The sequence below is a fragment of the Vibrio sp. R15-SG3-ISO1B genome, from assembly GCF_059833835.1.
In genome coordinates this window covers 1-14,590 of the sequence record NZ_JCBDGG010000006.1, presented here as the reverse complement: position 1 = coordinate 14,590, position 14,590 = coordinate 1, and the positions used below count along the sequence as shown (strand labels likewise).

Annotated in this window: 10 protein-coding genes, 2 tRNA genes, 2 rRNA genes and 1 riboswitch; of the genes, 2 read left to right on the top strand and 12 right to left on the bottom strand. The window is 50.9% G+C overall.

Translation table 11 applies throughout. The annotated features are described in order from the left end of the window. The first annotated feature begins 109 nt into the window (after window positions 1-109). Both AC6R0S_RS01955 and AC6R0S_RS01950 read left to right on the top strand, forming a co-directional pair. The gene (locus AC6R0S_RS01955; RefSeq protein ID WP_334555422.1) at window positions 110-1,051 is read left to right on the top strand and encodes a LysR family transcriptional regulator; all 942 of its coding nucleotides are present in this window, start codon (window positions 110-112) and stop codon (window positions 1,049-1,051) included. 269 nt (window positions 1,052-1,320) lie between these two features. After that, on the top strand, window positions 1,321-3,114 hold the full coding sequence (locus AC6R0S_RS01950; protein ID WP_500637110.1) for an aminopeptidase P family protein: 1,794 nt from the start codon (window positions 1,321-1,323) through the stop codon (window positions 3,112-3,114). A gap of 107 nt (window positions 3,115-3,221) precedes the next feature. Here the strand turns inward: AC6R0S_RS01950 and thiH are convergent, their stop codons facing one another. The 12 genes from thiH to AC6R0S_RS01890 form a co-directional block, all read right to left on the bottom strand. Beyond that, the gene (gene thiH / locus AC6R0S_RS01945; protein ID WP_500637109.1) at window positions 3,222-4,349 is read right to left on the bottom strand and encodes a 2-iminoacetate synthase ThiH; all 1,128 of its coding nucleotides are present in this window, start codon (window positions 4,347-4,349) and stop codon (window positions 3,222-3,224) included. A 10-nt stretch (window positions 4,350-4,359) separates the two neighbouring features. Further along, window positions 4,360-5,136, bottom strand: a complete 777-nt coding sequence (locus tag AC6R0S_RS01940) for a thiazole synthase (RefSeq protein WP_500637108.1) — start codon at window positions 5,134-5,136, stop codon at window positions 4,360-4,362. 2 nt (window positions 5,137-5,138) lie between these two features. Next, on the bottom strand, window positions 5,139-5,348 hold the full coding sequence (thiS, locus tag AC6R0S_RS01935; RefSeq protein WP_500625349.1) for a sulfur carrier protein ThiS: 210 nt from the start codon (window positions 5,346-5,348) through the stop codon (window positions 5,139-5,141). Window positions 5,349-5,350: 2 nt separating this feature from the next. Continuing rightward, complete coding sequence (locus AC6R0S_RS01930; RefSeq protein WP_500637127.1) at window positions 5,351-6,115, bottom strand: HesA/MoeB/ThiF family protein; 765 nt, start codon at window positions 6,113-6,115, stop codon at window positions 5,351-5,353. A 2-nt stretch (window positions 6,116-6,117) separates the two neighbouring features. Beyond that, window positions 6,118-7,380: a thiamine phosphate synthase gene (locus AC6R0S_RS01925; protein WP_500637107.1), complete on the bottom strand. Its 1,263-nt coding sequence runs from the start codon at window positions 7,378-7,380 to the stop codon at window positions 6,118-6,120. Between the two features lie 10 nt (window positions 7,381-7,390). Beyond that, entirely contained in the window at window positions 7,391-9,334 is a 1,944-nt protein-coding gene (gene thiC / locus AC6R0S_RS01920; protein WP_500637106.1) for a phosphomethylpyrimidine synthase ThiC, read from the bottom strand. A 161-nt stretch (window positions 9,335-9,495) separates the two neighbouring features. Then, window positions 9,496-9,594, bottom strand: a riboswitch (TPP riboswitch). Window positions 9,595-9,676: 82 nt separating this feature from the next. After that, window positions 9,677-10,060, bottom strand: a complete 384-nt coding sequence (crcB, locus tag AC6R0S_RS01915; RefSeq protein ID WP_334555415.1) for a fluoride efflux transporter CrcB — start codon at window positions 10,058-10,060, stop codon at window positions 9,677-9,679. Window positions 10,061-10,169: 109 nt separating this feature from the next. After that, entirely contained in the window at window positions 10,170-11,552 is a 1,383-nt protein-coding gene (locus tag AC6R0S_RS01910) for a multicopper oxidase domain-containing protein (RefSeq protein WP_500637105.1), read from the bottom strand. A 150-nt stretch (window positions 11,553-11,702) separates the two neighbouring features. Then, a tRNA-Trp gene (locus AC6R0S_RS01905) sits at window positions 11,703-11,779 on the bottom strand. Window positions 11,780-11,822: 43 nt separating this feature from the next. Continuing rightward, window positions 11,823-11,899 (bottom strand) — tRNA-Asp (locus AC6R0S_RS01900). A gap of 56 nt (window positions 11,900-11,955) precedes the next feature. After that, window positions 11,956-12,071 (bottom strand): 5S ribosomal RNA (rrf, locus tag AC6R0S_RS01895). Between the two features lie 219 nt (window positions 12,072-12,290). Further along, window positions 12,291-14,590 (bottom strand): 23S ribosomal RNA (locus AC6R0S_RS01890); the annotation flags it as partial.

Below are 14,590 nucleotides of genomic sequence, written 5' to 3'. Positions count from 1 at the left end.
TTTTAAAATGATTATGCACAAGAAAGGATGAAACTCGGCAAAGTCTAAGTTAGTCTAGATATGACATCCAATGACAAATCATCATTTAAGTTATTCCTTAGGGGAATGTATGAATATAGAGAAGCTTGCTCGCTTAGATTTGAATTTACTGGTGTGCCTCAAGATTCTTACTGAAGAGCTGAATGTCACACGTGCCGCTCACCGATTGTGCCTCAGCCAATCTGCGGTCAGTAAGAACCTCGCCAAGTTGCGTGACCAATTCGATGACCCTCTGTTCGTGCGCCAAGCGCATGGGTTAAAGCCAACGCCCAAAGCCCTCTTTCTTAAGCCTAAATTGGATGCGCTGATCCATCAGTTAGAGCTACTGACGCAACCCGAGCAGTTTCAGCCTGACAGCAGTGATTACAAGTTTCAAATCGCCGCGGTAGAGAGTGTCTACCCGCTGATTCTGCCCCACTTTCTACCCGAGATTTTTAAACGCGCCCCCGGGGTCACCATCAGCACCCACTCTTGGTCCGATCAAACCTTCAAGCTACTACAAAAAGGCGAGATTGATCTCGGCATTACTGGCAAGGACATCGACATCAATGATGCCAAACTGACCATGTTGCCGCCGAGCGATATTAGTGAACAAGAGATTTACCGTGATAACCAGATGTGTTTATTGCGCGCGGATCACCCTGCCTTGAGCCGTCCTTGGACGTTAGAACAGTTTCTTAGCCAACGTCATGTTCAAGTACGCTGCGATGGTAACGATCGCTGGCTGCTGGATTATCGCCTTGCCGACATCGGCAAAGAGCGCGATATCGCCATCACTGTGCCGGACTTCAACAGCGCCGCCAGTCTGTGTTCCTACACAGACTTTGTCTTTACCGCGCCAAGCCACTTCGTCAAGCTTGCCTCGAAACAGCTTAACCTCGCGGTGCTGCCACTGCCGTTAGAATTTCCGCCCATGGCCTATACCCTGTTTTGGCATCGCGACCGAGAGAACGACCCGGCTCTTGCCTGGCTCAGACAAATTATCCGCGAAAAGACGACCGCGTTACGATAACCGCGCTACGTTAGCCGCGTTACGATAACCCCGTGCAATGCTAGTCACGCGATGACAACTGCACTGATTTTACGTCACGTAGTCAGTTAACCTTACCCCGCGATCCTTACCCGGCGATCGATGCAGACCATTTGCAGCGCTCTGGTAAAAGGAGTAGCTTAATGGCCATCGTCCAAGCCCAAAACGTGATTCGCCCGCTCATCAAGATGCGCGGTCATTGCGAGTCTAAGACGTCGGATGGACACCTCAAATAACTGAAGGATTCACAGATGCTAAACACCACTGAACAACGATTGACAGCCATCAAAGAGTGGCTGGTTCAGAACAATATCGATGCCCTTTTTGTGCCCCATGAAGACGAATACTTGGGCGAGTACATTCCTGCGCACAACGAACGCCTGCATTGGCTAACCGGCTTCACTGGTTCAGCCGGGGCCGCGGTGGTCACACAAACAAAAGCAGCGGTGTTTGTCGATGGTCGATACACGGTGCAAGTCACCAAGCAAGTCCCTAGCGAGCTGTTCGAATACCGCCATTTAATTGAAGAGCCGGCATTAGACTGGCTGCTCAGTGAGCTACAACCCGGCAGCGTCGTCGCCATTGACCCACGCATGCACAATGCAGGCTGGCTGGAGTCTGCGCAAACCAAACTGGCGGACAAACTTGAACTCAAGCTGTTAACCAGTCACCCCATCGACGCACTGTGGCATGATCGCCCAGCCGCCCTCGAATCACCTGCGCGCTTAATGCCGATTGAATCTGTCGGTCAAACCTCATCATCCAAACGTGAAGAGATTGCCAAGCAACTGACAAAGCAGAACCTTGATGCTGCAGTCGTGACCGCGCTCGACTCTATCTGCTGGCTGCTTAATGTGCGTGGCCTCGATGTCTCTCGCCTGCCCGTATTATTGTCTCACGCGATTATTCACCGCGACGCCAGTGTCGATTTCTTTATTCGCCAAGAACGTCTGCCGCAAGGCTTTGCTGAGCATGTTGGTACCGGTGTCAGAGTTCATGCTCCCGAGTCCCTGGAGTCTATTCTTAACTCGCTTAATGGACGCCGAGTATTACTTGACCCAGCGACGAGCAATGCGTGGTTTAAATTGACACTGCAAAACAGTGGCGCGCATGTCGTAAGTGCAGCCGATCCTTGCTTGCTGCCGAAAGCGCAAAAAAATGCGGTCGAAATTGAGGGCATGAAAGCGTGTCATGTGCGCGATGGCGTCGCCATGGTCAAGTTCCTCTCTTGGCTTGATAACGAAGTCGCCAACGGCCAACTTCACGATGAAGCCTACCTAGCCGACCGTTTAGAAGCGTACCGTCGTGAGGATGAAACGTTAGTAGACCTAAGTTTTGATACCATCTCCGCAGCAGGCAGCAACGGGGCAATGTGTCACTACAACCACGAAAACCAACCGACCCCGGGTCAGTTGAGCCTGAACTCTCTCTACCTGGTCGACTCTGGCGGCCAATACCTCAACGGAACGACGGACATCACACGTACTGTGGCCATCGGTCAACCTAGTGACGAGATGATCAAGCAGTTTACCTTAGCGCTCAAAGGTCATATTGGTGTCGCACGTGCCCGTTTTCCAAAAGGAACACGCGGCTATCAAATTGATACCCTTGCCCGTCAACACCTATGGGCAGAAGGCTTTGACTATGACCACGGTACGGGCCACGGTGTCGGCCACTTCCTCAGTGTCCATGAAGGACCAGCAAGCATTTCCAAACGACAAATTGATGTGGCTTTGATGGAAGGTATGGTGCTCTCCAATGAGCCCGGTTATTACTGCGCCGATGCGTTTGGCATTCGTATTGAGAACTTAGAACTCGTAGTGGAAACTCCAACACAAGGTGATTTCCCTGTATTGAGCTTCGAGTCACTCACACGTTGCCCGATTGATAAGCGCAACATCAACATTGATATGTTGACCAAACCAGAGCTCGCTTGGCTTAATGATTACCACCAAAAAGTGTGGAATGACCTCAGCCCATTGGTCGATGGTGAGGTAAGAACGTGGTTAGAGCGCGCAACATCGCCCATCGCTCACCGCGACTAATCGTGCTTTGAACACTCGGTAGATCTGCATATCGCGTGAAGTTGAATGAAAAGGCTCTCAACATGAGAGCCTTTTTTAATTGTGGCGTGGTTGTTTCACGTGAAACATTATCCTGAATAGATTGCGTTCCAGTCTCGCCAAACCGGGTCATACCCTTTCGAGCGTAACGCCTGCTCGACTGATTCAGCACTTCGCTCATCGCTGATCTCAAACTGCTCCAACTCGACGTCTTGCATCGCATATCCGCCGGGTTGTGTTTTTGATGCGGCGGACATGGATGTCACACCCAGTGGCAACACATTGTCCCTAAACTGCGGCGACTCTCGTGTCGATAACGAAAGCTCAACCGTCGGATTCAACAACCGATAGGCACAGATTAACTGAACCAACTGCTTATCACTCATCACGGATTTAGGTTGAATCACCCCTTCCGATGCATTGCCCTCACAAGGACGAAGCCGTGGAAAAGAAATCGAGTAACGAGTTTGCCAGTAGGTACGCTCTAAGTAGTCAAGGTGCGCGGCGACATAAAAGCAATCCGTGCGCCAATCGTCCAAGCCGATGAGCGCGCCTATACCGATCTTATCGATCCCGGCTCTCGCCAAACGATCCGGCGTTTCCAAGCGATAGTCAAAATCTGTTTTGTTGCCCCTCAAATGGTGCTGAACATAAGTGCGACGATGGTAGGTTTCCTGATAGACCATTACTGCATCGAGGCCCAAGGATTTCAGTTCACGGTACTGCCCTTCATCAAGCGGCTGCACTTCCATTGCCAAGTAGTTAAAGTGCGCTTTAACAAGTGGCAGTGCGCGGCGAAAGTAGTCCATCCCGACTTTGGTTTGGTGCTCACCAGTGACCAAAAGCACACTGTCGAATTTCATCGACTTAATCGCGTCTATCTCTGCCGCGATTTCTTGCTCTGTCAGTGTACGGCGTTTAATACGGTTCTCCATCGAAAAACCGCAGTAGGTACATGCATTGGCGCACAAGTTGGAGAGATAAAGCGGGATATACAATCCAATCGTGTTGCCAAACCGTTTACGCGTGAGCGCGTAGGATTGCTGCGCCATTTGCTCAAGGTAAGGCTCTGCCGCAGGTGAAATCAAGGCTTTAAAATCTTCGAGATCACGCTTAGATTTCGCCAGTGCACGTTCCACATCCTGATGAGTTTTCGCGTAAATCGACAGCCTGATGTCATCCCAGTCCATACGTTGATGAATCGATACAAAACTCATGCTGCATCCCTCACTCTAAGAAGGCGGTTAATGGGCTGGACGCAACAGCATGGGTGACCTGTCCAGCCAAGCCGGATTCAAACGCTATCCGCCCGCTTTCCACCGCCATCTTAAACGCTTGCGCCATAGCAACTGGATTGCTCGCCGCCGCGATCGCGGTATTCACCAACACCGCATCCGCGCCCATCTCCATCGCTTTTGCCGCATGAGACGGAGCACCAATCCCGGCATCGACAATGACGGGGACACCGGCTTGGTCGATGATGATCTCCAAAAAGTCTTGCGATGCTAGCCCTTTGTTCGAACCAATAGGCGCACCAAGAGGCATCACTGCTGCGCAGCCCACCTCTTCTAAACGCTTACACAACACCGGGTCTGCGTGGCAATACGGCAAGACAATAAAGCCATCTTTGACCAACTGTTCTGCCGCTTTTAGGGTTTCAATTGGGTCAGGCATCAGGTATTTAGGATCAGGATGAATCTCCAGTTTAAGCCACTGTGTGTCCAAGGCTTCACGTGCTAAGTGCGCGGCGAAAATGGCGTCTTGCGCGTTTTTTGCCCCAGAGGTATTCGGTAATAAATTCACGCCAGCGGCAATCAACGGCGCTAAGATATCATCTTGCTTATCATGGATATCGACGCGCTTGAGCGCCATAGTCGCCAGTTGCGATCCCGACGCCTCAATAGCGCGCGACATGGTGGTACTGTTCGAAAATTTGCCCGTGCCGGTAAACAGACGCGAGTCAAACACTTTGCCCGCGATAGTAAGCGGTGTTATTGGCGCCATGATCAGCCTCCTGCAATGGCTTGAAATAGTGCGATGGCATCGCCTTGATTGACGATATGTCTGTCCCACTCGCTGCGCGGAACGACACAGTTATTGATGGCAAACACACAGCCCACCTCGGCGAGTGATAACTCAGCAATGAGCGCCGTCAATGTTGTCCCTGCGTGAGTCGTATGTGTTTCACCATTGACGGTGATAGTGATGGGTTCCATGTTCATTCCTTAACGGTGTTTGACTGACACACATGACAAGTGGCATCCACTGAAATAGTTAACGTCTGCCAGCGCATCGTGAGTCCATCAAACAGGTGTAATGTCGATGGGCTGAGTTGTGGTTCATCAAGGGCTAACCATTGAATCGCCGCCAGCGCTTGGTAATTACCTAACGAGCCTACCACCGGACCTACCACGCCAAGTTCACTGCATTTTTGGCCAGAAGGAAGTGAATCGAACGGATATAGGCAGTGGTAGCATGGGCTATCTTGCTGATAATCAAACAACGCGAATTGCCCTTGCCATCCAATGGCCGAGGCCGAGATCAAAGGTGTCCGGTTTTTGAAGCAGAGCTGATTGATTTGCTGACGCGTTTCAAGGTTGTCTGTGCAATCAAGCACGATGTCGGCAAGCATGATCTCAAGCCCAAGTTGGGTATCATCGAGCCGTTGGTCAATCGCGCGAATGCGAATCAAAGGGTTGAGGTGCTCTAATTGACTCTTAGCCGCCAACGCTTTGCTCTGCCCTTGGTCATCGTTTCGATAGATGACTTGGCGCTGAAGATTGCTTATCTCGACACGATCATCATCCACCAACACCAATTTGCCTACACCAGCGGACGCTAAATAAAGGCTTGCCGCTGACCCGAGGCCACCACAACCAATCAGCAACACATGAGCATTCGCCAACTTTGCTTGCCCTTGTTCGCCCCATTGCGGCAACGACACTTGTCTTTGGTAACGTAAGAACGCCTCGTCAGACAGCATGGTCATCCCTGCTCTCCTACTTGCTTGTTTGCCTTCATCAACTCAGTAAAAGCCGCAATGACCGGTTTTGGGTCGTCGGCGAGCGTAATCGCGCGCACGACAGCCAGGCTTGAGACGCCGCACTGCCACACCATCGCAGCGTTACCTTGGTCGATACCGCCAATCGCAACCGTAGGAAAGCCCGTACCTTGCGAGCGAGGAATCGAATCAATCAACTGTTGATAAAGCTTCAAGCGCACTAAACCTTGCGGCTTTGAAGGCATAACCTTGGTCGTGGTTGGGAAGATATGCCCCAGTGCGATGTAGCTTGGCGCAATCTGCACAATACGCAGCAGTTCGTAGTAGCCGTGTGTCGAGAGCCCTAAAGCGATACCTGCCTGTGACAATGCCTGCAAGTTCGACGCTTCAATATCTTCTTGGCCAAGGTGAACACCGAATGCACCGTGCTTTATCGCCAACTGCCAATGATCGTTGATAAACACATGTGCTTGGTATTGCTGACCCAATGCAATCGCACGTATCACCTGCGCTTCCAAATCAGCTTGCTGTGGATCTTTGATGCGCAGCTGTATGGTTTTAATGCCTAGAGGAAGTAATCGTTCAATCCAACTGACATCGTCGACCACCGGATAGAGACCCAACACCTCTTTCGCCATGGAGGGAAAAGAGATCGCGCGGCCTTCAGTTTTCCAACCAACACGAATGCCGAGAGTTTCGTCCTCGAGCACAGGCGTAGGAAATTGCTCTAAACAACATGGCCATTGAGATGTTTCACGTGAAACATGCCCCATCGCACGTGCGAGCGTCAGTGCATCTTCAACGGGAAAATCGAGCGCCCGCAAGGTGATAAACCATGCAAAGTGCTGTGTAGCATCAAGCGCCATTTGGTGGACATTAAGCGCACGCACTTCAGCATGAGCACGCGTGCTGTGTTGCCAAATATCGAGCACGCGCCCTTCGCACCTTGCGCCAATAACGATCGCATGCGGGGCATAGTCCGCCAGCGAGACATCACCCTCTGCAACTGAGTACACCAGTTGATGGATGTTTTGTTCGCTGTCGTCACTGAGAGAGGAAGACTCAGAGACTTGCGTATCCCGAGCAATCCAAACAGAAGAAGACGCACCGCGCAGTTCAACCGTCGACTCAGCCCCTTCAATCAACTGAATCTCTCGTGTGGCAAACCCTTGCTCGCCGGCTAATGCCAAGCATTGCGCGATATCATCGCGCAATGTGGGCTCTGAGTGAGGAATCACAATTTTCATCGTCGCGCTCCTAAGACTCTGCACTTTCAGGCTGAGCGGCAGGATGATACAACTCAGAACCCGATTGACGGAACTCCTCTGACTTTTGGCGCATCCCTTCAAGTGGATCATCGAGCATTTTAACGGAGATGGCTTGGTCGGCTTCGACTTGTTGCGTGTCTTTAGCGTACTCGCGCACTTCCTGAGAAATTTTCATCGAACAGAATTTTGGTCCACACATTGAACAAAAGTGAGCCACTTTGCCCGACTCTTGCGGCAAAGTTTCATCGTGGAAAGCTCGCGCTGTATCAGGGTCAAGCGACAAATTGAACTGATCCTCCCAGCGGAACTCAAAGCGAGCTTTTGAGAGCGCATTGTCACGAACCTGAGCACCAGGGTGGCCTTTAGCCAAATCCGCCGCATGCGCCGCAAGTTTATAAGCAATCAAGCCCGTCTTAACGTCTTCTTTATTGGGTAGACCCAAGTGCTCTTTCGGCGTCACATAGCAGAGCATCGCACAGCCGTACCAGCCGATCATCGCAGCGCCAATGCCAGAGGTAATATGATCGTACCCAGGGGCAATATCGGTCGTCAGAGGACCCAAAGTGTAGAATGGCGCTTCGTGGCAGTGCTCTAGCTGCTCATCCATATTGGCTTTGATCATGTGCATAGGTACATGCCCAGGGCCTTCAATGATCACCTGCACGTCATACTCCCACGCGATCTTAGTCAGTTCACCCAACGTGCGTAGCTCAGCAAACTGCGCTTCATCATTGGCATCGGCCACCGAACCTGGACGCAAGCCATCACCGAGCGAAAGCGCGACATCGTACTTGGCACAAATTTCACAAATTTCGCGGAAGTGGGTGTAAAGGAAGCTTTCTTGATGGTGAGCGAGACACCACTTAGCGATGATCGAGCCGCCGCGAGAGACAATACCCGTGACACGTTTGGCCGTCATCGGCACATAACGCAACAGCAAACCGGCATGAATCGTGAAGTAATCGACGCCCTGCTCAGCTTGCTCAATCAAGGTGTCTCGCATCACTTCCCAGTTGAGGTTTTCTGCAATGCCATTCACTTTTTCAAGCGCTTGGTACATAGGCACGGTGCCGATCGGAACTGGGCTGTTACGTAGAATCCACTCTCGAGTCTCGTGAATATTGCGTCCGGTCGACAAATCCATCACCGTATCGCCGCCCCAACGTGTTGCCCAAACCAATTTCTCAACTTCTTCCTCAATGGAAGAGGTCACAGAAGAGTTACCAATATTGGCGTTCACCTTGACCAAGAAATTGCGACCAATGATCATTGGCTCCGCTTCCGGGTGGTTGATGTTGGATGGAATGATGGCACGGCCCGCGGCCACTTCTTGGCGGACAAACTCAGCACTGATGTCCTTTGGCAAGTGGGCCCCAAAGCTTTGACCTGGATGCTGTTGGTTCAACACCTCATCGCGATAACGAGCACGCCCCATGTTTTCACGCAGAGCGATGTATTCCATTTCCGGTGTAATCACACCTTGACGCGCGTAGTGGAGCTGAGTAACACACTGACCGCTTTTCGCACGGCGAATGCGAGGTAAGTTACCATAACGCAGCTCGTCTAGCGTATCGTCTTCCAAGCGCTGTTTGGTGTATACCGAACTGACCTCATCGAGCAGCTCCGTATCACCGCGCTCTTCAATCCACTGTTCACGTAACTTAGGTAATCCATGGTAGAGGTCAATCGTATGGTCAGGATCGGTATAAGGACCAGAAGTGTCGTAAACGCGAATCGGCTCATTGGGCTCAAAGATCGGCGCGTCTTTAGTACCGCCAATCAAGCTGTCAGCGAGGGAGATTTCTCGCATAGGAACACGAATATCAGGTCGTGAACCTTCTACATAAACCTTGCGTGAATTGGGGTACGCCTGTACCGAGAGGGTATCAATAAACTGTTTGGCTTCCAGTCTCGCTTGTTTGCGATTCGACATAGCATTTTTCCTTGCTCTTTATTGCTCGTAGGAGCATGAGTGTTAGAGATAAAAATGCTTGGCGGAAAGATGCAACAAGAGGGCGATCTGACGCGGGTACCTATCTGTAGATAGATCGCATGACGCTCAGATCAGAGAGAACGAATCCTAGATTAGGAGGGTCGATATCTTCTCTTGTTCCCTTCGCAGGTATTAACCTGATCAGGTTCAACGGATCCCGAATAAACGGTCTCAGCCTTATGGCACTCCGACAAGTGAACCGAGTATATAAAAACGGCTTGGATAAACCAAGCCGACCTGTGTAAATTTTGTCTAGTGAGGCTCAAAGCACCTCTAAGCAAGCTAGCTTTTGATCAGCAGTTGAAAGCCCACCCAAGCGGCAGAGATGCTTAATACTACATTGAGTAAGACATTGAGTCCCATCTTGAAAAAGGCGCCCTGCTGCATGAGTAAAACGTTGTCCATCGAAAACGTAGAGAACGTCGTCAAAGCACCAAGAAAACCGAGCCCGATGATCTGTCTCCATGGTTCAGTCGCAAGGTTGCCATTTTCAAACGCGGCGATCAGTAAGCCCATCGCCAGTGAGCCGACTACGTTAACAGTTAGCGTACCATATGGAAAACCTCGCCCCAGTAATGTCGCACACAGCTCAGACACTAAATAACGAGAGCACGCACCAACGGCGCCACCCATGGCAATAAACCCTAAAATTGCAAACTGACCCATAACCCCTCCAAATTTGTGGCGTTAGTGTAGCGCCAAACAGACAAAAAAACAGACTTCAGATCAATGTAATGACGCTAAACACTCTGTTAGATTTAAAAAGTTACAGGAGTCACTTTACTTCGATATAGCCCATCAAACCGGTTTTCATGTGCTCTATGACATGACAGTGATACATCCACCGACCGGGGTTGTCCGCGACGAAAGCCGCTTTGGCACGACCATTCTTGCCCAGTAGTACCGTATCCGTATGGAACGGCTCTAGGAGCGGCTTACCGTCCATTTCGAGCACGGTAAAGGTATGGCCATGAAGATGAATAGGATGATGGTACTGAGTGACATTTTTAAGATCGAAGATGTAGGTTTTGCCTAGCTCCAACTGCGCCAGCGGCGCAGGAATCGAATGACGACTCATCCCCTGCCACGCCACCTTGTTGGTCAACCAAAAGGTTGAACTCGCCTTGCCATCTTTGCCTACGGGCGTTACCGCACCTTGCCACTCAAACACAAAGTCAATCTCTTCAGCGTTGGGTAGATCGAGCGCGGGCACAGGGTTAAGAGGCAAACTTGGCAGCGCTTGACCCTGTGGCAAATCAGACGCGACGACATCAAATTCACACAGAGGAAAAGGGAAACGCCCCTTCATTTGACGAACAAACACTTTGTTGCCAGCAGATGGCGCAATCAGACCAAGATCCACCCTCATACCCGGTCCAACTTTATGCTGAGAGAGCTTCATTGGCGTGGTGACCGGGTTGCCATCAATAGCCAGTATCCAAGCCTCTGCCCCTTCAATCGCAATTGGATAGGTAATGGTATTGTCGACATTAGCAATGCGTAAGCGAGTGGTCGCGTGCGCTTTAAGCGTATATAAAGGCTCATGAACGCCATTCACACTGCTCCACTCCCCTGGCGTGCCCATCCGAGCACTTAAACGTGGGATCATTCTCTCCTTCCACTGCCCTTGACTGTCGATGTGCCAATGCTTGAGCATTAACGCATGCTCTTCATCAAAAACCACGGGGTCGCGCTCTTCAACAATAATCAGTCCAACGAGTCCTCGCCCTAACTGTTCAACGCTGTTCATGTGTGGGTGATACCAAAACGTGCCTGCGTCAGGCGGAGTGAATCGATACTCAAACGTCTCTCCCGGCATGATAGGCGCTTGACTGAGAAAAGGAACGCCGTCCATCTCGATCGGTATTCGCAAGCCGTGCCAATGTATGGTGGTAGGCTCTGACAGTTTGTTCGTGAAACGAATCACGACCTCTTCCCCCTGACGACAATAGAGTGTCGGCGCAGGGATCGCACCATTAAACCCCAGTACGTCTGTTTGATACCCAGGGACGAGTTCAGCCCGGCTAGGCTCAGCAGTGAGATCGTAAACATAGCCTTCTCGAGTCCGAGTTTGCCGAGTCACCGAACAAGCAGGAATCATTGAGAGAGCAGACAAAGCAAGTGAAGATTGAAGAAATTGGCGACGACTCAAAGCCATAACGGTAAACACCTAAAACAGACAAGACGTATAATGTAGCAAAATACTGCGAATGATTCTCAGTGCAATGAGTGATTTGTGTTTTGTCGCGTGCAAGATTAAAAAACGGAGACAAAAAAGGCTCTAGTCTTTCGACTAGAGCCTTAGATATGGCAGGGGTGGAGAGATTCGAACTCCCAACACGCGGATTTGGAATCCGCTGCTCTGCCAATTGGAGCTACACCCCTAAAAATTAGATTCAAAAAAACCTCGATAAACGAGGTTTATAAGTGGCGGAGTGGACGGGACTCGAACCCGCGACCCCCGGCGTGACAGGCCGGTATTCTAACCAACTGAACTACCACTCCGCAGTGGTCTATTTAAAGTCTTATCTCAATCGTGCTTTAAACAGATAATGTTCAAAGCCTGGCGATGTCCTACTCTCACATGGGGAAACCCCACACTACCATCGGCGCTAATTCGTTTCACTTCTGAGTTCGGCATGGAATCAGGTGGGTCCAAATCGCTATGGTCGCCAAGCAAATTTTGTTTAAGTTCCTAGAAGTGAGTGCCTAGACCCTAGTTCCTAGAACTTAATAATTCGGAAAGCTGTTAATTAAAGTTTCTAGTGCCTAGATGCGAGTTCCTAGAAATACCTTCTAGGTACTAGGAACTATTCACTAGGAACTGAATTCTCGTTCATTCACACAATCAAGTTTCGTTCTTGCTTTGAGTCCATCAAAACCCTTTGGGTGTTGTATGGTTAAGCCTCACGGGCAATTAGTACAGGTTAGCTCAACGCCTCACAGCGCTTACACACCCTGCCTATCAACGTTCTAGTCTCGAACAACCCTTAAGGGCACTTAAAGTGCCAGGGAAGACTCATCTCAGGGCTCGCTTCCCGCTTAGATGCTTTCAGCGGTTATCGATTCCGAACTTAGCTACCGGGCAATGCGTCTGGCGACACAACCCGAACACCAGAGGTTCGTCCACTCCGGTCCTCTCGTACTAGGAGCAGCCCCCTTCAATCTTCCAACGCCCACGGCAGATAGGGACCGAACTGTCTCACGACGTTCTAAACCCAGCTCGCGTACCACTTTAAATGGCGAACAGCCATACCCTTGGGACCGACTTCAGCCCCAGGATGTGATGAGCCGACATCGAGGTGCCAAACACCGCCGTCGATATGAACTCTTGGGCGGTATCAGCCTGTTATCCCCGGAGTACCTTTTATCCGTTGAGCGATGGCCCTTCCATTCAGAACCACCGGATCACTATGACCTGCTTTCGCACCTGCTCGAATTGTCATTCTCGCAGTCAAGCGGGCTTATGCCATTGCACTAACCTCACGATGTCCAACCGTGATTAGCCCACCTTCGTGCTCCTCCGTTACTCTTTGGGAGGAGACCGCCCCAGTCAAACTACCCACCAGGCACTGTCCTCACCCCAGATAATGGGGCTAAGTTAGAACATCAAACATACAAGGGTGGTATTTCAAGGTCGGCTCCACAGATACTGGCGTACCTGCTTCAAAGCCTCCCACCTATCCTACACATGTAGGCTCAATGTTCAGTGCCAAGCTGTAGTAAAGGTTCACGGGGTCTTTCCGTCTAGCCGCGGGTACACTGCATCTTCACAGCGATTTCAATTTCACTGAGTCTCGGGTGGAGACAGCGTGGCCATCATTACGCCATTCGTGCAGGTCGGAACTTACCCGACAAGGAATTTCGCTACCTTAGGACCGTTATAGTTACGGCCGCCGTTTACCGGGGCTTCGATCAAGAGCTTCGACCGAAGTCTAACCCCATCAATTAACCTTCCGGCACCGGGCAGGCGTCACACCGTATACGTCATCTTACGATTTTGCACAGTGCTGTGTTTTTAATAAACAGTTGCAGCCACCTGGTATCTGCGACTCTCAATAGCTCCATCCGCAAGGGACTTCACCGTCAAGAGCGTACCTTCTCCCGAAGTTACGGTACCATTTTGCCTAGTTCCTTCACCCGAGTTCTCTCAAGCGCCTTGGTATTCTCTACCCGACCACCTGTGTCGGTTTGGGGTACGATTCCAACTTATCTGAAGCTTAGAGGCTTTTCCTGGAAGCATGGCATCAATGACTTCACGCCCTTGGGCGCTCGACATCGTGTCTCAGCCTTAAAGAGAGCCGGATTTACCTAACTCTCAAGCCTACGCACTTGAACCTGGACAACCGTCGCCAGGCCCACCTAGCCTTCTCCGTCCCCCCATCGCAATAAGTTGAAGTACGGGAATATTAACCCGTTTCCCATCGACTACGCCTTTCGGCCTCGCCTTAGGGGTCGACTTACCCTGCCCCGATTAACGTTGGACAGGAACCCTTGGTCTTCCGGCGAGGAGGTTTTTCACCCCCTTTATCGTTACTCATGTCAGCATTCGCACTTCTGATACCTCCAGCATGCTTTACAACACACCTTCAACGGCTTACAGAACGCTCCCCTACCCAATACCTAAAAGGTATTGCCGCAGCTTCGGTTTATTACTTAGCCCCGTTACATCTTCCGCGCAGGCCGACTCGACTAGTGAGCTATTACGCTTTCTTTAAATGATGGCTGCTTCTAAGCCAACATCCTAGCTGTCTAAGCCTTCCCACATCGTTTCCCACTTAGTAATAATTTGGGACCTTAGCTGGCGGTCTGGGTTGTTTCCCTCTCCACGACGGACGTTAGCACCCGCCGTGTGTCTCCCGGATAGTACTTACTGGTATTCGGAGTTTGCAAAGGGTTGGTAAGTCGGGATGACCCCCTAGCCTTAACAGTGCTCTACCCCCAGTAGTATTCGTCCGAGGCGCTACCTAAATAGCTTTCGGGGAGAACCAGCTATCTCCAGGTTTGATTGGCCTTTCACCCCTAGCCACAAGTCATCCGCTAATTTTTCAACATTAGTCGGTTCGGTCCTCCAGTTGATGTTACTCAACCTTCAACCTGCCCATGGCTAGATCACCTGGTTTCGGGTCTATATCCAGAGACTGAGCGCCCAGTTAAGACTCGGTTTCCCTACGGCTCCCCTAGATGGTTAACCTT